Origin of the sequence: Rhizobium jaguaris (assembly GCF_003627755.1) — a bacterium.
In the GTDB taxonomy this organism is placed as follows: domain Bacteria; phylum Pseudomonadota; class Alphaproteobacteria; order Rhizobiales; family Rhizobiaceae; genus Rhizobium; species Rhizobium jaguaris.
On record NZ_CP032694.1, the window covers coordinates 3,669,498 to 3,689,343 of the forward strand.

The 19,846-nt window shown below is 60.4% G+C and carries 20 protein-coding genes; 10 read left to right on the plus strand and 10 right to left on the minus strand.

All coding sequences use genetic code 11. From position 1 onward, the window contains the following. Positions 1-118: 118 nt before the first annotated feature. On the plus strand, positions 119-907 hold the full coding sequence (locus CCGE525_RS17900) for a gamma-glutamyl-gamma-aminobutyrate hydrolase family protein (protein WP_120705453.1): 789 nt from the start codon (positions 119-121) through the stop codon (positions 905-907). Here CCGE525_RS17900 and CCGE525_RS17905 read toward each other — a convergent pair whose 3' ends face one another. The 3 genes from CCGE525_RS17905 to CCGE525_RS17915 all read right to left on the minus strand — a co-directional run bounded on the left by CCGE525_RS17905 (position 908) and on the right by CCGE525_RS17915 (position 3,562). Then, on the minus strand, positions 908-1,876 hold the full coding sequence (locus tag CCGE525_RS17905; protein ID WP_120705454.1) for a 2-hydroxyacid dehydrogenase: 969 nt from the start codon (positions 1,874-1,876) through the stop codon (positions 908-910). A 30-nt stretch (positions 1,877-1,906) separates the two neighbouring features. Further along, a complete protein-coding gene (locus tag CCGE525_RS17910) occupies positions 1,907-2,929 on the minus strand; it encodes a LacI family DNA-binding transcriptional regulator (protein ID WP_120705455.1) in 1,023 nt (340 codons plus the stop codon). Positions 2,930-3,049: 120 nt separating this feature from the next. Then, positions 3,050-3,562 carry a MarR family winged helix-turn-helix transcriptional regulator gene (locus CCGE525_RS17915; RefSeq protein ID WP_120705456.1) on the minus strand — a complete coding sequence of 171 codons (513 nt, stop codon included), beginning with the start codon at positions 3,560-3,562 and terminating at the stop codon, positions 3,050-3,052. Between the two features lie 86 nt (positions 3,563-3,648). Here CCGE525_RS17915 and CCGE525_RS17920 point away from each other — a divergent pair, with 86 nt between their 5' ends. From CCGE525_RS17920 to CCGE525_RS17945, 6 genes are all read left to right on the plus strand, one after another. Then, complete coding sequence (locus CCGE525_RS17920; protein ID WP_120705457.1) at positions 3,649-4,440, plus strand: creatininase family protein; 792 nt, start codon at positions 3,649-3,651, stop codon at positions 4,438-4,440. Between the two features lie 138 nt (positions 4,441-4,578). Next, positions 4,579-5,670 (plus strand): CobW family GTP-binding protein, encoded by a 1,092-nt coding sequence (locus CCGE525_RS17925; RefSeq protein WP_120705458.1) that lies wholly within the window; start codon positions 4,579-4,581, stop codon positions 5,668-5,670. Then, on the plus strand, positions 5,670-6,659 hold the full coding sequence (locus CCGE525_RS17930; RefSeq protein ID WP_120705459.1) for a WD40 repeat domain-containing protein: 990 nt from the start codon (positions 5,670-5,672) through the stop codon (positions 6,657-6,659). The genes CCGE525_RS17925 and CCGE525_RS17930 overlap by 1 nt, the downstream gene beginning before the upstream one ends. A gap of 16 nt (positions 6,660-6,675) precedes the next feature. Beyond that, a complete protein-coding gene (gene cysE, locus CCGE525_RS17935; RefSeq protein WP_120705460.1) occupies positions 6,676-7,491 on the plus strand; it encodes a serine O-acetyltransferase in 816 nt (271 codons plus the stop codon). Positions 7,492-7,739: 248 nt separating this feature from the next. After that, complete coding sequence (locus CCGE525_RS17940) at positions 7,740-9,365, plus strand: phospholipase C (protein ID WP_120705461.1); 1,626 nt, start codon at positions 7,740-7,742, stop codon at positions 9,363-9,365. A gap of 21 nt (positions 9,366-9,386) precedes the next feature. Then, positions 9,387-10,766: a cytochrome-c peroxidase gene (locus CCGE525_RS17945; protein WP_120705462.1), complete on the plus strand. Its 1,380-nt coding sequence runs from the start codon at positions 9,387-9,389 to the stop codon at positions 10,764-10,766. A 91-nt stretch (positions 10,767-10,857) separates the two neighbouring features. On the opposite strand, the gene CCGE525_RS17950 is transcribed toward CCGE525_RS17945, so the two are convergent. From CCGE525_RS17950 to odc2, 3 genes are all read right to left on the minus strand, one after another. Further along, positions 10,858-12,051, minus strand: a complete 1,194-nt coding sequence (locus CCGE525_RS17950; RefSeq protein ID WP_120705463.1) for a GGDEF domain-containing protein — start codon at positions 12,049-12,051, stop codon at positions 10,858-10,860. Positions 12,052-12,187: 136 nt separating this feature from the next. Continuing rightward, positions 12,188-12,778: a GNAT family N-acetyltransferase gene (locus tag CCGE525_RS17955; protein WP_120705464.1), complete on the minus strand. Its 591-nt coding sequence runs from the start codon at positions 12,776-12,778 to the stop codon at positions 12,188-12,190. A 95-nt stretch (positions 12,779-12,873) separates the two neighbouring features. Then, positions 12,874-14,007 (minus strand): ornithine/lysine decarboxylase, encoded by a 1,134-nt coding sequence (odc2, locus tag CCGE525_RS17960; protein ID WP_120705465.1) that lies wholly within the window; start codon positions 14,005-14,007, stop codon positions 12,874-12,876. A gap of 531 nt (positions 14,008-14,538) precedes the next feature. Here odc2 and CCGE525_RS17965 point away from each other — a divergent pair. The 3 genes from CCGE525_RS17965 (at position 14,539) to CCGE525_RS17975 (ending at position 17,284) form a co-directional block, all read left to right on the plus strand. Next, positions 14,539-15,432, plus strand: a complete 894-nt coding sequence (locus CCGE525_RS17965) for a LysR family transcriptional regulator (RefSeq protein WP_120705466.1) — start codon at positions 14,539-14,541, stop codon at positions 15,430-15,432. 89 nt (positions 15,433-15,521) lie between these two features. Beyond that, positions 15,522-16,178 (plus strand): DUF1007 family protein, encoded by a 657-nt coding sequence (locus tag CCGE525_RS17970; RefSeq protein ID WP_162950214.1) that lies wholly within the window; start codon positions 15,522-15,524, stop codon positions 16,176-16,178. Beyond that, positions 16,172-17,284, plus strand: coding sequence for a nickel/cobalt transporter (locus CCGE525_RS17975; protein WP_120705468.1), 1,113 nt, complete (start codon positions 16,172-16,174; stop codon positions 17,282-17,284). Before CCGE525_RS17970 ends, CCGE525_RS17975 begins: the two co-directional genes overlap by 7 nt. 9 nt (positions 17,285-17,293) lie before the next feature. Here CCGE525_RS17975 and CCGE525_RS17980 read toward each other — a convergent pair whose 3' ends face one another. The 4 genes from CCGE525_RS17980 to CCGE525_RS17995 form a co-directional block, all read right to left on the minus strand. Next, on the minus strand, positions 17,294-17,509 hold the full coding sequence (locus CCGE525_RS17980; protein WP_205587403.1) for a hypothetical protein: 216 nt from the start codon (positions 17,507-17,509) through the stop codon (positions 17,294-17,296). A gap of 92 nt (positions 17,510-17,601) precedes the next feature. After that, positions 17,602-18,309 (minus strand): tellurite resistance TerB family protein, encoded by a 708-nt coding sequence (locus tag CCGE525_RS17985; protein WP_120706478.1) that lies wholly within the window; start codon positions 18,307-18,309, stop codon positions 17,602-17,604. Between the two features lie 204 nt (positions 18,310-18,513). Continuing rightward, positions 18,514-18,948, minus strand: coding sequence for an IS200/IS605 family transposase (tnpA, locus tag CCGE525_RS17990; RefSeq protein WP_120663694.1), 435 nt, complete (start codon positions 18,946-18,948; stop codon positions 18,514-18,516). 170 nt (positions 18,949-19,118) lie between these two features. Continuing rightward, complete coding sequence (locus tag CCGE525_RS17995) at positions 19,119-19,757, minus strand: 2-dehydro-3-deoxy-phosphogluconate aldolase (RefSeq protein ID WP_120705470.1); 639 nt, start codon at positions 19,755-19,757, stop codon at positions 19,119-19,121. Positions 19,758-19,846 lie beyond the last annotated feature (89 nt).

Sequence of the window (19,846 nt, forward strand, 5' to 3'; positions counted from 1 at the left end):
GCCGAATAGCCGCTCTTCGCGTAGATTTGTATGAAGGTGACTGGCGCTCGCATTGACACCATATTCATTGTGGGGTCTCAACTGATCCTGATCGTTTCGCATTTCTCCGGAGCCTCATATGTCCAGACCGATCGTCGCCGTTCCTGCCGATATCCGCGAATTCGATGGTGTGACCTGGCATGCGGTGCAGCACCAATATGTCCGCGCGGCCGTCAATGCCGCCGGCCTGATGGTGCTGATCGTCCCGGCGCTGGACGATGGCAACGATGTCGACGCCATTCTCGACCGCGTCGACGGTCTGCTCGTGTCCGGCTCCGCCAGCAATGTGCACCCCTCGCTCTACGGCAAGGAAGCGCGCGAGAGCGATGGCCCCTTCGATCCGGCACGAGACGCTACGTCGCTGCCGCTCATTCGCCGCGCTATCGACCGAGCCATCCCAATGCTCGCCATCTGTCGCGGCATTCAGGAACTGAACGTCGCGCTTGGCGGCACGCTCGCGAGTGAAATCCAGGAACAGCCGGGCATCTGGGACCATCGCAAGCAGCCGGATGTCGACCGCGACACGATGTATTCGATCCGCCAAAGCGTTTTCGTCAAGGAAGGCTCCTGCATCGCCGGCATCGTCGGTCCCGGCGAAGTGCGGGTAAACTCACTGCATCGTCAGGCGATCGCCGATACGGCGCCGCGGCTGCAGGTGGAAGCAGTCGCGGAAGACGGCACGATCGAAGCCGTCTCCGTTATTGGCGCCAAAGCCTTCGCCGTCGGCGTGCAATGGCACCCGGAATATTGGGCGGAAACGGATTCGTCATCGCGCAAACTGTTTGCCGCTTTTGGCGATGCCGTGCGCGACTATGCAGCCGGCAAGGAGCAGCCCTTGGCCACCCCTCGCCGGCAACAGGCGGTATAATCAGCCTTTCGATTTAACGGGGGTCTCCGGCACCGGCGTCAGCACGTTGCCGTTGGTGAACCATGCGATGATGTTGTCCGCCACGAGATCGGCCATGGCGTTGCGCGTCGGCACCGAAGCGGATGCCACATGCGGCAGCAGCGAAACGTTCGGCAGCGAGAGATAACCGGCCGGGACATTGGGTTCGTCGTAGAAGACATCGAGGCCGGCGGCACCCAGCGTGCCGTTGCCCAGAGCAGCGATGAGCGCATCGTCATCGACGGACCAGCCGCGGCCGACATTGATGAACACACCCTGCGGTCCGAGCGCCGACAGTATCTCCGCGTTGATGACCTTGTGGGTCTCCAGCGTCTTGGGCACGATGGAAATTAGCGTATCCACCGATTCTGCCATCTCCTTCAGGGTCGAATAGTAGTCGTAAGGCAACGAGTCCCGCGGCGAGCGTGTGTGATAGCCGATCTTCACCTTGAACGGCTCCAGCCGTCTGGCAATCTCCAGACCGATGCGGCCAAGGCCGTAAATGCCGACGCGACGTCCCTTCATGGAGAAGGGCGAGAGCGGAAAGGCCCCTTCCTTGACCCAGCGCCCCTCGCGCAGCCAGGTTTCCGCTTGCGGGAATTGCCGCAGCGTATTCAACAGCAAGGCAATCGCTGTATCGGCCACCTCATCGTTGAGCACATCGGGCGTGTTCGTAACCACGATGCCCTTCGAAGCCGCATGCCCGACATCGATGCCGTCATAGCCGACACCGAAATTGGCGATGACTTCGATATTGGGGAAGGCATCCATCCAGACGGCGTCGTAGCCGCCCGACACCGCTACACCGCGCACACGCGCCGCCGTTTCCGCATCGACCTTCGGGCTCTCGCTGCGGTCAAGCGCAACGATGTCGAAGTGACCCTTGAGCGTTTCGAGAACACGCGGGTGTATTTTCCCCGGAACGAGGACGGCGATGCGGTTATCGGACATGATTTTTCCTCTTGAAGACGCGGTTCGGCGCTACTGGCGCGCTTGATAGGGAGACGTCGATTGACGGATGCGCATTTCCGGCTTGATAAGGTGAATACCATCCGGCTCATGGCTGCCCGCCAGCCTATCCAAAAGCGCGCGCGCCGCAAGCCTTCCGACCTCGGCCTGGCCGTTCCATACCGTCGTCAGCGCCGGCGTCGCGATCGCCGCCTCCTCCAGATCGTCATAGCCGGTGACCGAAATATCCTTGCCCGGCACGAGGCCGGCGCGGGAAATGCCGTTCATCAAACCGATCGCCACGAGATCGTTCCAGCAGACGGCCGCCGTCGGCTTCTGCGGCAATGACAGAAGATGCACCGCCGCCTCGAAACCGCCCTGCTTGGAACGAGCGCCGGGAATGCGCAGATCGGGATCGACCTCGATGCCCGCCTTGCGCAAGGCGTTCACATAACCCTGATAGCGATCACGACCGGTCGAGGTCTGGTCCGTGCCGCCGATCATCGCGATGGTGCGGTGGCCGAGGCTGATCAGGTGATTCGTTGCCAGCGAAATGCCGTAGCTGTCGTCGCCGCGAAAGGTCGGCAGATCCAGCCCCTCCATCGAACGTGCGACGAGGATGGCAGGCATGCCATTTTCCTCCGCCAGATCGAAATCTTCAGCCGGCGTGCCGATCGCCGGTGACATGATGATGCCGTCGCCGCCGAGCTGCAACAGGGTTTCGACAAAGGTCCGCTGCTTCTCGACCGAATCGTAATGGTTGGAGAGAATGAAAGTGTGGCGGCTGCGGTCGAGCTCGCTTTCAATCGCCTTGAGGATCTCGCCATAAAACGGGTTCATGATGTCGTGGACGACGACGCCGATGATCCCCGATCGCGATGTCCTGAGGCTTGCCGCGCGGCGATTGTAGATATAACCGAGCGTGCGCGCCTGATCCTTGATTTTCTCGCGTGTATTCGCCGCCACCAGCGGGCTGTCACGTAGGGCAAGGGATACGGTTGCCGTTGAAATGCCCAGCGTTTCCGCAATGGTCGAAAGCTTTATCTTTTGCGCCATGCGCTCCCCTCCTCGTGAAACGCAGCCAAATATGCCATTCCGTCGTCTCACGATTCCGGAATTTAAAAACTTTAATTAAAAGCTTAAATCGCGCCGTGCAACTCGAATCCGCGAGGATTCTCAGAATTCCCCATCATCTTCGTCATGGTCGCCGGCCTGAAGATTGCCGTCGATCGCCTTTAGCAGGCGCACGAGCGAGCGGACATCCTTCTCCGAAAAGCCCCGGGTGGCGAGTTCGTCGCAAGCAGCCGCCGAGCTTGTGATCTCGGTGACGCTATTGCGCCCGGCCTCGGTGAGATAGACCTTGGTCAACCGAGCGTCAGCGGCATCCGGTCGTCGCTCGACAAAGCCCTGCGCCTCCATGCGGCCGATCGTGCGGGTCATCGTCGGCGCCTTGACGCCGAGTTTCTGCGCCAGCGTTCCCGCCGGCAGGCCGTCGCTCGCCGCGAGCGCAAGGATGACACCATCCTGCCCTGCGTAAAGGCCGCTGGCCGTCAGGTTGCGGGTCAGAACCGTGCGCATCGACCGCGCCGCCTGCGTCAATGCAGGCGACAAATCGGCAAGCGTGTATTCGCCGTGGTCCTTCTTTTTACCCGACTTACCTTTTTTCCCGTCCTTGTTCTTCTTACCCATCGTGATTCCGTTGATCTTTCCGCCGCGTCAGCATCACGATATGACATTGCGCAGGTTATTGACATAAACAAGAGGCACATCCACAGATGGCACAGCCTATGCCGCGTTTCGATGACAATGATAGGACGCTGACGCCAATAGACCGGGCAAACTGGATCGCCGTCCTGCCACTTGGTGCCCACGAGCAGCACGGCCCCCATTTGCCTTTCGAAACCGACACGTTGATTGCCGAAGGCATCGTGACCCGCCTGAAGTCTGCGCTGCCAGCCGATTTGCCCGTCACTTTTCTGCCCGTCGAGCCGGTCGGCTACTCGATCGAGCATATGGATATCGCCGGCACCAGGACACTTGCCTTCGACGAAGCCGTCAATCGCTGGATGGGTATTGCCGAAAACCAGCACCATCTCGGCATCCGCAAATTCGTCATGCTGAACGCCCATGGCGGCAACTCGCCCTTGATGACCATCGTGGCGACGGAAGCGCGTGTTCGCTTCGACATGCTGGCGGTCGCGACCAGTTGGACGCGTTTCGGCGTGCCGGAAGGGCTGATCGCGCCGGACAACAAGGCCATCGATATCCACGGCGGCGATATCGAGACGTCGGTGATGCTGGCGCTTTACCCAGAGAAAGTCGACATGACCAAGGCCGCGGATTTTCCTTCGCGGCAATCCGATTTCATCAGACGCTTCAAGCATCTGCGCGCTTATGGTCCCCATGCTTTCGGCTGGAAGATGTCTGACCTTAGCACAGAGGGTGTAGCCGGCAACGCCGGTGCTGCAACGGCGGAGAAGGGAGAGCGGCTGATCGCCCATGCGGTGAAGGGATTGGTGGAATTGCTCAGGGATGTCGATGGGTTTGATGTCGAGGCATTAGGCTGAACCACATCGAACCCGCCGTCCCAAACCTAATGTGATCTTATAACATACAAAAGCCTTTGAACTGGCGCCGCCAACTCCTTATATGGAGCTCGATTACTTTCCGCTCTCCGGGGCAAACTCCCTTATTTCGAGGCTCCCATGACCGAAACAGCCACGCAAAAGCCCATTCCCGTCACCGTTCTGACGGGCTATCTCGGCGCCGGCAAGACGACGCTGCTCAATCGTATTCTCTCTGAAAACCACGGCAAGAAATACGCCGTCATCGTCAACGAGTTCGGCGAGATCGGCATCGACAACGATCTGATCGTCGAATCGGATGAAGAAATCTACGAGATGAACAATGGCTGTGTCTGTTGCACGGTGCGCGGCGACCTGATCCGCGTCGTCGAGGGCCTGATGCGCCGTCCCGGCCGTTTCGACGGCATCATCGTCGAGACCACCGGTCTTGCCGATCCGGTTCCCGTCGCCCAGACCTTCTTCATGGATGACGATGTCCGAGCCAAAACCGAACTCGACGCCGTCGTTGCGCTTGTCGACGCCAAACACCTGCCGCTGCGCCTGAAGGACAGCCGCGAGGCCGAAGACCAGATCGCTTTTGCCGACGTCGTCGTCATCAACAAGTCCGATCTCGTCTCTCCGGAAGAGCTGGCTCAGATCGAAGACATCGTCCGCGCCATCAACCCGGCCGCCCGCGTCTACAAGACCACCCGCTCTGGCGTCGATCTTGCCCGCGTTCTGAACCAGGGCGCCTTCAACCTCGAGCGCGCGCTCGAGAACGATCCGCATTTCCTCGAGCATGGCCATGAAGATCATGTCTGCGGCCCGGATTGCGATCACCATGACCATGACCACCATCATCATGACCACGACCATGATCACGATCATCACCACCATGATCATCATCGCCATGGCCCGTCGCCAATTCACGACGTGACCGTGCAGTCGGTTTCACTGCGCGGCGGCGAGATGAACCCGGAACGCTTCTTCCCGTGGATCCAGAAGGTCACCCAGACCGATGGCCCGAACATTCTGCGCCTCAAGGGCATCATAGCCTTCAAGGGCGACGCGGAGCGCTATGTCGTCCAGGGTGTCCACATGATCATCGAAGGCGATCATCAGCGTCCCTGGAAGGACGGCGAAAAGCATGAGAGCCGCCTGGTCTTCATCGGCCGCGAGCTTGACCGTGAAAAACTCGAAAAGAGCTTCAAGGCCTGCGAGGCGGCCGCCTGATGTCGACTGTCGCTCCGCTTGATATCGACGGCCACGTTCTGGCCGTCGAATTTTTAGGTGACACCCCCTTCTTCGCCAGCGCTGCCGGCGCGATCCATCGGTTGGATGGCGGCGAGAAGGTGACGGAAGCCCATCAGGGCATGCTCACCTGCATTCGCGATCCCCATAGCGACAGCCTGATTTCCGGCGGCGAGGACGGCAAGGTTCTCCGGATCGCTGCTGACGGCGGCGTTGCCGTGCTTGCGGAAGCACCACGCAAATGGATCACCCAGCTCGCCGCCGGCCCGCAGGGCACGGTCGCTTACGCATACGGGAAAAGCAGCTTCGTGCGGCTCGCCGATGGCTCGACCAAGGAATTTACCGAGGAGCGAACCGTCGAGGGCATCGCCTTCGCGCCCAAAGGCCTGCGCATCGCGGTCGCGCGCTACAACGGCGTTTCGTTGCATTGGGTTGGCATGACCGCTCAGCCGATCAATCTCGAATGGAAGGGCGCCCACACCGGCGTCACCTTCTCGCCGGACGGTCAGTTCGTCGTCACCACCATGCAGGAAAACGCCTTGCATGGCTGGAAGATGGACACGAAGCCCGGCGCCGAGGCCCGACACATGCGCATGACGGGGTATCCCGCCAAGGTAAAATCGCTCTCCTGGTCCAACAAGGGCAAGTGGCTCGCCTCCTCCGGCGCACCGGCGGCGATCGTCTGGCCGTTTCAGGGCAAGGACGGCCCGATGGGCAAGGCACCGCTGGAGCTCGGGACCCGCGCCAACATCATGGCGACCTCGGTCAAGTTCCATCCGGTGGAGGATATCCTGGCAATCGGCTTCATCGATGGAATGATCCTGGCCGTGCGCATCGGCGACGCCAAGGAAGCGCTCTTGCGCCGCCCGGGCAAAGGTGCGATCACCTCGATGAGCTGGAGCAAATCCGGCAAGCTGCTCGCCTTTGCCTCCGAGGCCGGCGATTGCGGCGTGGTTGACGTTTCCGCTTGATCAGAAAGAAATAGTCATGTCCCAGACAGGAACGGCAATCGCCGGACATTCTGTTGCCGCTGCCGGCAGGGTCTGGGACGTGATCCGCCATGAGGCCGTCGATCTCGCCGGCCGCGAACCGACGCTACGTCCGTTGCTCTCCGCACAGGTCATTGCGACGCAGACCGATGCTGAAAGCCTCGCCAATGTCCTGGTCGCCCGGCTTTCCGTTGCTGGCATCGAAACCGATGCTCTTTTCGCCCTGTTTCATGATGTGCTGACGCGGCACGCCGCAATCCTGAAGCAGACAGAAGCGGATCTCGCCGCCGTCCGCACGCGCGATCCCGCCTGCACGACCTATCTGCATGCGCTGCTGAACCTCAAGGGCTTCCACGCGCTGCAGACCCACCGCATCGCCCATGCACTGTGGTCGGAGGGCCGGCCGGAAATCGCTAGCTGGCTTTCCAATCTTGCCTCACTCGTCTTCGGTCCGGATATCCATCCGGCCGCAAAGATCGGCTCGTCCATCATGCTCGATCACGGCTCTGGTATCGTCATCGGCGAGACCGCCGTCATCGAGGATGAAGTCTCGATCCTGCAGAACGTCACGCTCGGCGGCACCGGCAAGGAAACCGGTGACCGGCACCCGAAGATCCGTCACGGCGTGATGATCGGCGCCGGCGCAAAGATCCTCGGCAACATCGAAGTCGGCGCCTTCAGCAAAGTCGCGGCCGGCAGCGTTGTGGTGAAGCCGGTCCCGGCCCATTGCACCGTCGCCGGCGTTCCCGCGACGGTCGTCCGCATCCATCGCGCCGACGAGATTCCGGCCGAGACGATGGATCAGAATATCTAGCTAACGGGTGTGCCCCGTGACATAAGGTAGCAGGCTACGCGTGTCCGCGGCACCTGCCGGCGACCTCCTCTTTCATGTCAGCAAAAACAACCCTTTAGTTGCGTTCCTCATAGACAACACATCCTTCTTCCGGCATTCACCTTCACGGAACTGTCATATACGCTTGGTAGCCCGGCATTGTTCCCTCCGCCTCGGCGCGGCGCATTTTAAGCGTCGGGGCGCGGACCCCCACTCGAGAGGATATGACTATGATCTGTCTTTCGCGTCGCGCCGCCCTCGCTGCCGGCAGTGCGCTCACTTTGATTTCGCTCTGTTCCACCGCTGGTGCCGCCGATATGGCGCCGACGAATACCGCGACGCCGATCAAACATCTGGTCGTCGTGTTCCAGGAAAACGTTTCCTTCGACCATTATTTCGCGACCTACCCCAAGGCCGCAAACGTCGACGGCGAGCCGGCATTCAAGGCCGCCGACAACACGCCGACCGACATCAACACGCTCGCCCATGCCGGTCTCATCGACAACAACCCGAACAAGACGAATACGGCCAACGGCGCCGATGCCGCTGCCCCCTTCCGCCTCGATCGCACGCAAGCAGCCGCACAGTCGCAGAACCACGGCTATACCGCCGAGCAGGCCGCCTACAACAATTTTGCGATGGACCTTTTCCCGGCCAATACCGGCAAGGGCACCAAGGGTGCCGCCGGCGCTTTCGGCACCAAGGGCCAGGTCATGGGCTACTATGACGGCAACACCGTCACGGCACTCTGGAACTACGCCCAGCGCTACGCGATGAACGACAATTCCTTCTCCACCAATTTTGGACCGTCGACCCCTGGCGCGCTGAACCTCATCTCCGGCCAGACCAACGGCGCCATCCTGCCGCCCGGCTATGCGCTGGAGAAGGACGGCACCTATTCAAAGGGCCGCATCGTACCTGACGGCAACGGCGGCTGGACCGTGATCAGCGACTTCGACCCGACCGGCGATGCCTGCTCGGCCGGCCAGACAGCGCTGATGTACGGCAAGAACATCGGCGACATGCTGAACGAACACAAGATCACCTGGGGCTTCTTCGAAGGCGGCTTCGATCTGACGCAGACCAATGCCGACGGCACGACCGGCTGCAAGCGCGCCACGACCTCGACCGTCACCCAGGTCAACAGCGCCGACTACATTCCCCATCACGAGCCGTTCCAGTACTACGCCTCGACCGCCAACCCGACGCACGCGCGTCCGTCCTCGATCGCTGCAATCGGCACCACCGATGCAGCCAACCACCAGTACGACATGACGGACTTCTACGCGGCCCTGAAGAACGGCAGCATGCCGACCGTCAGCTTCCTGAAGGCACCGGCCTATCAGGATGGCCATGCCGGTTATTCCGATCCGCTCGACGAGCAGGAGTTCGTAACGCAGGTGGTCAACACCGTCCAGAATTCGCCGGACTGGAAGGACACCGCCATCATCGTGCTCTACGACGATTCCGATGGCTGGTATGACCACGCACATGCCGTCGTCAATCCGTCGAAGCTCGGCGTCAAGGGTTATGACGTGCTGACTGGCGATAGCTGCTCGAACGGCACGCCGCTGCCGGGCGTCAACGGTCAGCCGGCGCAAGGCCGCTGCGGCTATGGCACGCGCCAGCCGCTGCTGGTCATCTCGCCCTACTCCAAGGTCAACTTCGTCGACCATACTTTGACCGACCAGACCTCGGTGATGCGTTTCATCGAAGACAACTGGATGGGCGGCGAACGCCTCGGCGGCGGCTCGTTCGATGCCATCTCCGGCTCGCTGAACAACATGTTCGACTGGTCGAAGGGCGATACGCAGAAGCTGATTCTCGATACGAAGACCGGCAACAGCGCCTCCTAAGCCAAGAATGGGGGATGGAAAATGTCCTTGAACACGAAGCACCGTTTCCTCCCCCTGATCGCACTCGCGGGCCTATCGCTCGCGGGGGCGACCATCGGCTTGGCAAGCGAACCCACCGCCAAGGCCGCTGCAGATACCTATGACGATACGGCGCCGCTGAGCGCCGTCGCCCAGCTCGGGCAGAAGCTGTTCCACGACCCATCGCTGTCCGGCGGTGGCCAGATGTCCTGCGCAACCTGCCACGATCCCAACAATCACTATGCGCCGGCTAATGATCGCGCCGTGCAATTGGGGGGACCGCATCTCGACCAGCCGGGCATCCGCGCTGTCCCGAGTCTCGCCTATAAGATGTCGACGCCTTCCTTCTCTGTCGGCGCGGAAAGTGCTGCCGACGAGGCAGCGGAGGCGGCACCGATGACCGAGGCATCTGGTGTAGCGCTTGCGAGTGCCGCGACGACCGTCACCGGGCCACTGACGGCGCAGGCCGTCGTCAAGGCCGGTTCGAATGCACCCGATCTGGTGCCGCAGGGCGGCATGTTCTGGGATGGCCGCGTCGATTCGCTCGAAGAACAGGCGCTGCAGCCGATGATCTCGCCTTTCGAGATGGCCAATGCCGATGCCGCCGCAGTCTATGCCAAGCTGAGGCAGGGTTACGGCAAGGACATCGGCGCCCTTTTCGGCAACAATGTTCTCAACGATCAGGACATGACGATCGCCGAGGCCGGTTTCGCGCTCGCGCGCTACCAGATCGAGGAGCCGTCCTTCCACCCCTATTCAAGCAAATACGACTATTATCTGCGCGGCAAGGCGATGCTATCAGACGCCGAAATGCGCGGGCTGAAACTGTTCGACGATCCTAACAAGGGCAATTGCGCCTCCTGCCATCTCGACAAGATGACCGATGACGGCCGCATGCCGAACTTCACCGATTTTGAATTCGAGGCGCTTGGCGCACCGCGCAATCCGGACATTCCGGCCAATGCCGACCCGCATTATTACGACACCGGCATCTGCGGCCCGCTGCGCCATGACGCCTATTCCGCTCAGCCACAGAATTGCGGACTGTTCAAGACACCGACGTTACGCAATGTCGCCACGCGCCGCGTCTTCTTCCACAATGGCGTCTACCACTCGCTGGAGGACGTCACCCGCTTCTACGTCAAGCGCGATACCAATCCGGCGGAGATCTATCCCAAGGACACGAACGGCAAGGTCCTGAAATACAACGACATGCCGGAGCAATATCAGGCCAATATCGACGTCATCGACGCGCCGATGAACCGCAAGCTCGGCGATGCGCCGGCTCTGAACGATACGGAAATCGCCGATGTCGTCGCGTTTCTGAAGACGCTGACGGACGGTTACGACCCGGCGAAGGATGGGGCGAAGGCGGCGAACTAGGGCAATTCCAGGAATTGTGCGCCGCGGCTTTCCGTCCGGAATTGCAAAAAGAGATAAAGCGGTCTGTGTCTCTTTGAAAAGCTGAACCGCTCTACGCCGCTTCTACGGCTGCGTCTTCCGGCACTGGCGGACGGACCTCGACGCGATCGCGGCCGTCGCGCTTGGCCCTATAAACCGCTTCATCGGCCCCTTGCAGCAAAGCCCCGAGACCGTCCCGCCCTGCCCGCCCTTCGGTAATGCCGATCGACAGCGTCGGCAGGACACGCAAACCAGCCTCACGCTGCACAGCCTCGTGGAAGGCGGCACGGATGCGCTCGGCAATATGCACGGCCGCATCGATTGCAGTGCTTTCGAGCACCACGACGAATTCATCACCGCCCTGTCGCGCCACGATATCGCCGGCGCCAAGCTGCGTCCTCGCCGCCTGCACGAACAGCAGAAGGATCCTGTCGCCGACTGCGTGGCCATGCGTATCATTGAGGGTCTTGAAGTGGTCGATGTCGATCAGGAAGACGGAAAGAGGCGCCGCCGTTCCCGCCCGCTGCATTGCCTCTAGCCGCCCGAAGGCATCGGCAAGCCCGCTTCGGTTCATCGCGCCGGTCAGCGGATCGTGGTGGGCAAGTTCGATGAGCTTGTTGCGGCTGCGCTCCGAGGCCATCAGGACGATGGTTATGCCGCGCAGGCAGATGAAGACGGCAGCCGTGAGCGCCAGCCATTGATCCGGGCCGGCCTTGTCAAACAGGCCATCGCCATCCAGCCGACCTATCAGTGCCAGGGTCGACCGTCCTGCAAAAATCAGTGCAGTCGGCGCGAAGAGGCCGACGAGAATCCAACCGGATACCAGTTTTTCTCGTCGAACCAGCCGCAGACCCTGGCGCATAATGGCGACATCACAACAACAGAAGATGGCGGAGAAATAGGCAATGCGCAGCAGGTAGCTGGCGCCATCGCTGAAGACCAAGAAGGTCGGCGAAGAGGCGAGAATGATGAAGACGCCGTAATAGAGGAGATTGACGCGTTCGGCGGCAAACACGCGAATGGCGATGAGAAGAGCCACATAGCCAGCAAGTGTCAGGCTGTTCGCTGGACCAACCGAAACGAAATCGGGGACAATATCGCGCAATGCAACGCCGAAACTGCCAAAACCAAGCAGCAGATTGCTGATACCCCACCAGAGCGGCCAACGCTCGAAACGCCCCGTTGCATAGGCCAGCAGCTGCACGCAGCCGAGCACCAGGCAAGCGACGGCACAGACAACGTAAATCGTCCGTAGATCCAGCACCATGTTGACGTCGCCCCTGTCAAACCTTGTGGGTGCCGAAACTACATTGGCGCTATTGCGGTTCTCTTAACCGGAAGCGCTCAATTGAGACGACTTCCGGCGCATCGAGCACCTTCTCCCCGAGAGGAGAAGGAAGAGATCAAGCAGCCATGGCGATCGGAGGCTGACCCAGCTTGCGTCCGCTGGCGACGATCATGCCGGCAGCACCATTCAGCCAGCCATCCTTGAGCTCCAGCGCCAGGAAACGGTTGCGCTGGAACGGGCCTGGCATGACGAGGTGGCGGGTCTTTTCGGCGAAGAAGCCGAAACGCTCGTAGTAAGGCGCATCGCCCACCAGCAGGATGGCGCCATGGCCGCGCTTCTTGGCTTCGAGGACTGCGGCGCGCATCAGCGCCGAGCCGACGCCCTTGCCTGCGTGGGCACCATCGATAGCCAGCGGGCCAAGCAGCAGCGCGTCGACCGGGCGGGTTTCCCGGTCGACGCCGGCCTCGATGTTCCACAGACGAACGGTGCCGATGACATGGCCGGCGCGATCGCGGGCGACAAGCGCCAAGCCCTCTGCCGGAACGCGGCCGCGGCGGAGCTTTTCAGACGACTTCTTGCGGCGATCGGCGCCCATGACGCGATCCAACAGATTTTCGCGCGCAACGACATCGCCTGCATTTTCCAGGTCGAGGGTGAAAGTGGAAGGCGCAAAGAATGCGCGTACAGAATCAAGAACAGCGGCCATCTCGGCCTCCCGTGCCCAATACCGTTATCAGCGGTGGTGACGAACTATTGTGAAGGTGCCGCCCCAGCTAACTACGGGGGCGGCGAGGACAAACCTTAGATAACGTAAGCCTTCAGAGGGTCGAACCCGTTGAAAGCGACAGCCGAATAGGTCGTCGTATAGGCACCAGTGCCTTCGATCAGGACCTCGTCGCCGATCGTGAGCGTCACCGGCAACGGATAGAGGTTCTTTTCATACAGCACGTCGGCCGAATCGCAGGTCGGGCCGGCGATGACGCAGGGTTCCATGTCGTCGCCGTCGCGCTCCGTGCGGATCGGGTAGCGGATCGCCTCGTCCATGGTTTCGGCGAGACCGCCGAACTTGCCGATATCGAGGAAGACCCAGCGAGCGGCATCGTTGTCCGACTTCTTGGAAATCAGGACGACTTCAGCCTTGATCACACCGGCGTTGCCGACCATGCCGCGGCCTGGCTCGATGATCGTGTGCGGGATCTGGTTGCCGAAATGGGCACGCAGAGACGCGAAGATCGCCTTGCCGTAGGCTTCAGCCGACGGAACGTCGCGCAGGTACTTAGTCGGGAAACCACCGCCCATGTTGACCATCTGCAGGTGGATGCCCTGCTTGGCCAGCGAGACGAAGACGCGCTTGGCATCGGCAAGAGCAGCATCCCAGGCATCGACCTTGGTCATCTGCGAGCCGACGTGGAAAGACACGCCGTAGGATTCCAGACCCAGCTGATGGGCGTAGACGAGAACGTCGACAGCCATCTGCGGGACGCAGCCGAACTTACGGGACAGCGGCCATTCGGCGCCTTCGCCATCCGTCAGCACGCGGCAGAACACACGGGCGCCGGGAGCGGCACGGGAAATCTTCTCGACTTCTTCGTGGCTGTCGACGGCGAAGAGGTTGATACCGAGTGCGTGTGCACGAGCGATATCGCGCTCCTTCTTGATCGTGTTGCCGAAGGAGATGCGGGCAGCCGTCGCACCGGCATCTAGCGCCATTTCGATTTCAGCGACGGACGCGCAATCGAAGTTGGAGCCGAGACCAGCGAGCAGGCGCAGTACTTCTGGAGCAGGGTTGGCCTTGACAGCATAGTAGATGGCGCTGTCCGGCATGGCGTGACGGAAGGCGTGAAAATTGTCGCGGACGACATCGAGATCAACCACCAGGCAGGGACCGTCCGGACGTCGGGTAGCGAGAAAGTCGCGAATACGTTGCGTGGTCATGTCAATTCCCTTTTCAATTCCAAAAGCTCCGGGGAAAACCCAGAGGACAAAGGGCGACGCTCATTCGCTTAGGTACCAGCCGGTGGAGACCCCGGAACCGTGCAAACGCGCGAAGCGCAGATAATGAACCAGTGCTACGAACGCAGCGCGGATTCGGCTTTGTCTGCCATGGATTGGAGGGAAAATCCCAACCGCACTTCCGGCAATGAAGGTGTGCCTCTTCAGTAACCCCGGCTGATGGAAAGCCGGGAGAGAACAAAAAGGCCCGCACCGTCGTTGCTTCAGATGTCCTCGCATTTTCCGGTTGGCCGGAATAGCGACTGGAGGGGTTAATTCCAGGTACCTTACCGATTTTCTCACCACATCGAGGATCGGCGGACACCCACGGGCACGTGCGACTTTGGGCTGAACCCGAGATAAGAATATTCGCCGTAATAATCAAGAATTTTTTTCGCCAATGCCCGAAAAAAATAATTGAACAAATCAGCGCATTTTGTTCAATAACTTGCGACAGTTAACGAGGGCTTCGCCATGGACACTTTGACCCGGATTCGCGCCTTTATCGACGTGGTCGAAGCGGAAGGTTTTTCCGCGGCCGCCAGGAAAACCGGACGTTCCAAGGCGCTGCTTTCCAAGTATGTCCGTGAACTCGAGGATGAGCTTGGCGCTCTCCTGCTCAATCGCACGACCCGGCAATTCTCGATGACAGAAGCGGGCCACACCTACTATCGCACAGCTTCCGACATATTGAAAGAAATCGACAATCTTGCCGACCTCGTGCGCGAGAGCAATCAGCAGCTAAAGGGCCGTCTGCGTATCTCCGTGCCGCGCACCTTCGTCGATGCCGATGTCGGGCAATCCTTGATCGACTTCGCCAAGGAAAATCCCGATCTCGCGCTGGAGATCGCCGCCGATGACCGATTCGTCGATCTGATCGAGGAAGGCTTCGACGTCGCCGTGCGCATTACCAAGCTCGAAGACTCCGGCATGATCGCTCGCAAGATCTCGGACTTCCGCGTCCATCTTTGCGCAACGCAGGAATTCCTCAACCGCTACCCCGCCTTGGAACGTCCAGCCGATCTTACGCACGTGCCTTTCATCATCGACTCCAACAACCGATCGCAAGGCAGTATTCGTTTCGTCGACGCCGACAGCACCACGTTCAACGTCGCCATCAACGGCACGCTCGAAGTCAACAGCCCGCATGCCACGCTGCGAGCTGCCCTCGCCGGCCTCGGCATCGCTGTCGTTCCGGACTTCATCGGCCGCAAGGCGATCGAAAGCGGGCAACTGCTGACGCTGTTCAACGACTATCTCCCCACCGACCGCGGCATTTACGCTGTCTACCCGCACCGCCGTTATCTCCCGGCCAAGGTGCGCATCTTCGTCGACTACCTGCATAACTGGTTCCGCAAGAACGGCTAAGCATTTCAGCTCTGCCCGCGGTCCCAATTCCGTCTCATTTCCTGACCAGAAATCGAAGTGAATCAATGCTCACGAAGCACATCGGACGCATGAGAAAATCCACCCCTGTACATGTTGCCGGCCTGGCCGGAGGCCTGTTGCTCGCGCCTGTCGCGGCATCGGCACATCCGCATATCTTCGTGGAAGCGCGTCTGGAAGTGCTGGCGGGCGCTGACGGCACGGTGCAGGAGCTGCGCAATGTCTGGCGCTTCGACGAGGTTTTCTCCTCCTCGGTGCTGATGGATTTTGACAAGAACACTAATCTGAAGCTCGACCCGGACGAGCTCAAGGAAGTCGGCAAAACTGTGCGCGATTCGCTGGCCGACTACGACTACTACACAAACCTGACGTTCAACGGCAAAGCCATCAAGGTGAACAAGCCGGACGTTATCAATGTCGACTACAAGGACGGCCAGCTCCTGATGTTCTTCGCCGTCAAGCCGTCCGAGCCGATGCCTTTGAAAGGCAACAAGCTCAGCTTCGGCATCTACGATCCGACACTCTACACCTCGATCGATTTCCCCAGCGACAATGAGCTGGTGACCGAAGGCGACGCCTTCAAAGCCTGCACGCAGAAGGTCGTGCGCCCTGATCCGGACGAAGTCATCGCCGAAAACAAGGCGACATTGACGGATGCCTTCTTCAACGATCCGACGGGAACGACCATGTCGAAGCTCTTCGCAACGCGGATAGACGTCCAATGCTGACGTCACGAATATCGAAGCTGTTTCCGGCGGCAGCCCTCGCCTTTCTGGCAGTGGCAAGCCTTGCCCATGCAACCGGATCGCCGCTCGGCATCGGCACGGCGGAACCGAGCTTCCAGCCGATCGGCGGGCCGCTGGCGCCGATCTTCCTCTATGTGAACTACGAGCAACAGGCCTTCTATCGGGCGCTCACCAAATCCATCGAGGCGATGCGCCAGGATCCCTGGCAGCTCTGGACGCTGATCGGCCTCTCCTTCGCCTACGGCATCTTTCACGCCGCCGGCCCCGGCCATGGCAAGGCCGTCATCTCTTCCTACATGGTCGCAAACGAGATCGAGCTGAAGCGCGGCATCGTCATCTCCTTCATCTCGGCCTTCATCCAGGGCCTCGTCGCCGTCCTCGTCGTCGGGGCCGCCTATTTCGTCCTGCGCGGCTCGGGCATCACTATGACCATGGCCACCAATGCGATGGAGATCACCAGCTTCGTCATGGTGATCATCTTCGGCGGCTGGCTGTTGTTCCGCAAACTGCGCTCGATGATCCAGAGCCGGCCGCAACGCCAGCAGGTGCAATTTGCGACGTCGGCCGGCCCGGTCAGCATGTCGCTTTTCGAAGGCGGCTCGAACGGCTCAGCTCCTGTGCAAAAACTCTCCCGCCTCCGCGCCACGCCGCAGACCGGCAACCGGTATAATTGCGACGACCCGACGCATGATTTGGCCAATGGCATGCTCTGCGAGGCCTGCGGCCATTCGCATCTGCCGGATCCGAAAATGCTGTCGAACGAGAAATTCAGCGTCCGCGAAGCCTGGTCGGCGATCATCACCGTCGGCCTGCGCCCCTGTTCCGGCGCGCTGCTCGTCATGACCTTTTCGATGCTGAACGGGCTCTATCTCGGCGGCCTGCTGTCCGTCCTCGCCATGTCGGTCGGCACAGCATTGACCGTCTCCCTGCTCGCCATCATCGCCGTCTTCGCCAAGGGGACCGCCGTGCACCTCACCGGTCGCGGTTCGAAGCTCTCGACATGGGTCGGCAACGGCATCGAAATTCTTGGCGCACTGCTGGTCATCTGCACCGGCATTATATTGCTCGGTGCATCGCTGCAGACCTGATCCGTTGGATTATCGGTTCTTGCGCCTCTGATAGCGGGCTCTCAGCCAGAAGACCAAGAAAAAGGCCAGGATGACGATGACGCCGAAGCCGGTGCCGAGCCACGGCGAAACATTGCCGAGCCAGACAATGACATTGGGCATCAGGTACAGCAGCGCCATGGCGGCCAGCAGAATGATGGCGGCGGCGATCGCCGTGGAGCGGGTTTCGCTGTTTTTATCCGTCAAAATGGGCATTCCTTCCCGCGCCACTATTCGTTGTCCGGCGCAGGCTTAGGCCAGCCGCCCGCGAAAGGCAACCGGCCCTTCCCCAACGACGATCAGACCTTGGCGCTTGCGACTGTTGCCTCGATATGATCGACCAGCGCGTCGGGGAGACCGAGACGACCGGCGAGAAGATCGAGATAGCGGCGCTCCGCCCGCGAATCCGGCTCGATCGCCAAGCGCGACGCAGTGTAGATCTGCACGCGCTGCTCTTGCGTTTGCGCCGATGCGACGATGGCGTCGAGATCCACAGGATTGGCAAGCTCGCGCTCGAAAAAGGCTTCCGCTTCCGCGCCCACACCTGCTTCCTGCACCTTGCCGAGAATATGTTGCCGCTCCACATCATCGATATGCCCATCGGCACGGGCGGCAGCGATCATGGCGCGGACGAGGGAAAGCGCGAAATCATTGCTGGCGATCGCCGGCGCAGTGCTGAAGCCGGAATTGGAAGGCGGCGGCAGGAATTGCGGTTCCGCCTGCTGGGCAGGTTGCGGCGCTGCCTGTGGCGTGTCGCCGGCCTGGTAATTCTTGTAGGCCTGATAGCCGAGCCCGGCGATGGCGGCGAGACCGCCGAGCGTTAGTACGTTGCCGGCAATCTCGCGTCCGGTCTTCGTGCCCAGCAGCACGCCGGCAATGGCGCTCGTCGCCAAGGGATTGTCTCTGGCGAGATTGATGGCTTCGGTCGCCTTGTCTCTCACGCTTCCCTGCATTCCCGGAACTTGCGATCCCAGGAACTGGTCCAGAAGCTTGCGGGCGTCGATCATGTTGATGGTCCTCCGTCCTTTGTGAAGCATGATCCCAAAAAGTGCGTAGCGGTTTTTGGGCGAGATCATGCGCGAGCAAAACTGCGAGAGGGAAATAGGAAGGTGCGGCCGCAAATACAAACCTTCCGAAAAAGTCATAACCTCCACCAAAGGTGGAGGTTTGAAACGCTGCGCTTGAACCGCTAGAAGCGGTTTTGTTAGCGCTTAGTAGCTACGATTGAAGAGGTCGGCAAAGTCGGAAGCTTTGTCGGCCTTTTCCTGATTACGGATATATTGTCTGACGACCTGCTCGTTGTAGCCCGTCGTCGATACGAAATACCCGCGCGCCCAAAAGTGATAACCCTTGTAGCGGCGCTTGCGCGCATATTTGTTGGCAACGTAAAGGGCTGTCTTGCCCTTCAAAAAGCCGACAATATGCGCAACCGAGTATTTCGGCGGGATCGATATCAACATATGCACATGGTCGGGCATCAAATGACCCTCTTCGATCTGGCAGCCTTTCTGCTGTGCCAGCCGACGTAAGAGTTCTCCCAACTCACGCCGTACGTCCCCGTAGAGTCTTTTCGTTCGGTATTTGCTGCCAAAAACAACGTGATACTTGCAGTCCCACGTCGCATGCGAGAGCGTTTGCTCATCCATAGAACCTCCTTGTTCGAAGTCTGGGCCGCGCCAGCGGTTCAAGCAGGAGGTCTCTCAACTACCGTGTAGAACTCGTCCAGTCCTCCACCATAGGTGGAGGTTTATTTATGGGTATAGCAAAAGGGCGCGCATGAGGCCATGCACGCCCTCAAATCGGCTTTTCGAAAGGCTCAGCCCTTCAGTGCGGCCGCTTCGGCGGCGAGCTTGGTGATCCCCGCCCAATCGCCGGCCGCGACCAGTTCCTTCGGCGCAACCCAGGAGCCTCCGACGCAGATGACGTTCGGCAGCGACAGGTAATCATGAGCATTCTTCAGCGAAATGCCACCAGTCGGGCAGAATAGCGTTCCTGACAGCGGCGAGGACAGCGCCTTCAGATAGGCAGCGCCGCCGGCCTGTTCGGCGGGAAAGAACTTCAGAACTTTGTAGCCTTCCTCGCGCAGCGCCATGACTTCGCTCGCCGTCGCCGCACCCGGAAGCAGCGGCACATCGGAGCTACGGGCAACGTCCAGCAACTCCTGCGTCGTGCCGGGGCTGACGATGAACTTCGAGCCGGCCTCTACGGCAGCTTCCCACTGCGCGACATTCAGGATCGTGCCGGCACCGACTTCGGCGCCTTCCACTTCCTCTGCCACGGCGCGGACGGCGTCGAGCGCGCCGGCGGTGCGAAGTGTGATCTCGATTGCCTTCAAGCCGCCGGCAACCAGCGCACGGGCGAGCGGTACGGCCGATTTCGCATCTTCGACGATGAGGACGGGAACGACGGGTTGCAGTTTCAGGATGGAAAGAAGCTTTTCGGTTTTCTCGCCCATGGTCGGCGTGCTCCCTTAAAACGATTGAAATCCGGTTTTCGAATAGCCTTCCGGAAGGTCCTTGTCGAGACAAAAGCTAAGTTTGAATA

What these genes read in the sequence shown, in the direction of transcription:
- CCGE525_RS17970 (WP_162950214.1), top strand. Translation starts at nt 15,522, where the DNA reads ATGAGAAAATCCACCCCTGTACATGTTGCCGGCCTGGCCGGAGGCCTG.
- CCGE525_RS17945 (WP_120705462.1), top strand. Translation starts at nt 9,387, where the DNA reads ATGTCCTTGAACACGAAGCACCGTTTCCTCCCCCTGATCGCACTCGCG.
- CCGE525_RS17975 (WP_120705468.1), top strand. Translation starts at nt 16,172, where the DNA reads ATGCTGACGTCACGAATATCGAAGCTGTTTCCGGCGGCAGCCCTCGCC.
- CCGE525_RS17925 (WP_120705458.1), top strand. Translation starts at nt 4,579, where the DNA reads ATGACCGAAACAGCCACGCAAAAGCCCATTCCCGTCACCGTTCTGACG.
- CCGE525_RS17985 (WP_120706478.1), bottom strand. Translation starts at nt 18,309, where the DNA reads ATGATCGACGCCCGCAAGCTTCTGGACCAGTTCCTGGGATCGCAAGTT.
- CCGE525_RS17940 (WP_120705461.1), top strand. Translation starts at nt 7,740, where the DNA reads ATGATCTGTCTTTCGCGTCGCGCCGCCCTCGCTGCCGGCAGTGCGCTC.
- odc2 (WP_120705465.1), bottom strand. Translation starts at nt 14,007, where the DNA reads ATGACCACGCAACGTATTCGCGACTTTCTCGCTACCCGACGTCCGGAC.
- CCGE525_RS17950 (WP_120705463.1), bottom strand. Translation starts at nt 12,051, where the DNA reads ATGGTGCTGGATCTACGGACGATTTACGTTGTCTGTGCCGTCGCTTGC.
- CCGE525_RS17910 (WP_120705455.1), bottom strand. Translation starts at nt 2,929, where the DNA reads ATGGCGCAAAAGATAAAGCTTTCGACCATTGCGGAAACGCTGGGCATT.
- tnpA (WP_120663694.1), bottom strand. Translation starts at nt 18,948, where the DNA reads ATGGATGAGCAAACGCTCTCGCATGCGACGTGGGACTGCAAGTATCAC.
- CCGE525_RS17920 (WP_120705457.1), top strand. Translation starts at nt 3,649, where the DNA reads ATGGCACAGCCTATGCCGCGTTTCGATGACAATGATAGGACGCTGACG.
- CCGE525_RS17900 (WP_120705453.1), top strand. Translation starts at nt 119, where the DNA reads ATGTCCAGACCGATCGTCGCCGTTCCTGCCGATATCCGCGAATTCGAT.
- CCGE525_RS17930 (WP_120705459.1), top strand. Translation starts at nt 5,670, where the DNA reads ATGTCGACTGTCGCTCCGCTTGATATCGACGGCCACGTTCTGGCCGTC.
- CCGE525_RS17995 (WP_120705470.1), bottom strand. Translation starts at nt 19,757, where the DNA reads ATGGGCGAGAAAACCGAAAAGCTTCTTTCCATCCTGAAACTGCAACCC.
- CCGE525_RS17955 (WP_120705464.1), bottom strand. Translation starts at nt 12,778, where the DNA reads ATGGCCGCTGTTCTTGATTCTGTACGCGCATTCTTTGCGCCTTCCACT.
- CCGE525_RS17905 (WP_120705454.1), bottom strand. Translation starts at nt 1,876, where the DNA reads ATGTCCGATAACCGCATCGCCGTCCTCGTTCCGGGGAAAATACACCCG.
- cysE (WP_120705460.1), top strand. Translation starts at nt 6,676, where the DNA reads ATGTCCCAGACAGGAACGGCAATCGCCGGACATTCTGTTGCCGCTGCC.
- CCGE525_RS17915 (WP_120705456.1), bottom strand. Translation starts at nt 3,562, where the DNA reads ATGGGTAAGAAGAACAAGGACGGGAAAAAAGGTAAGTCGGGTAAAAAG.
- CCGE525_RS17965 (WP_120705466.1), top strand. Translation starts at nt 14,539, where the DNA reads ATGGACACTTTGACCCGGATTCGCGCCTTTATCGACGTGGTCGAAGCG.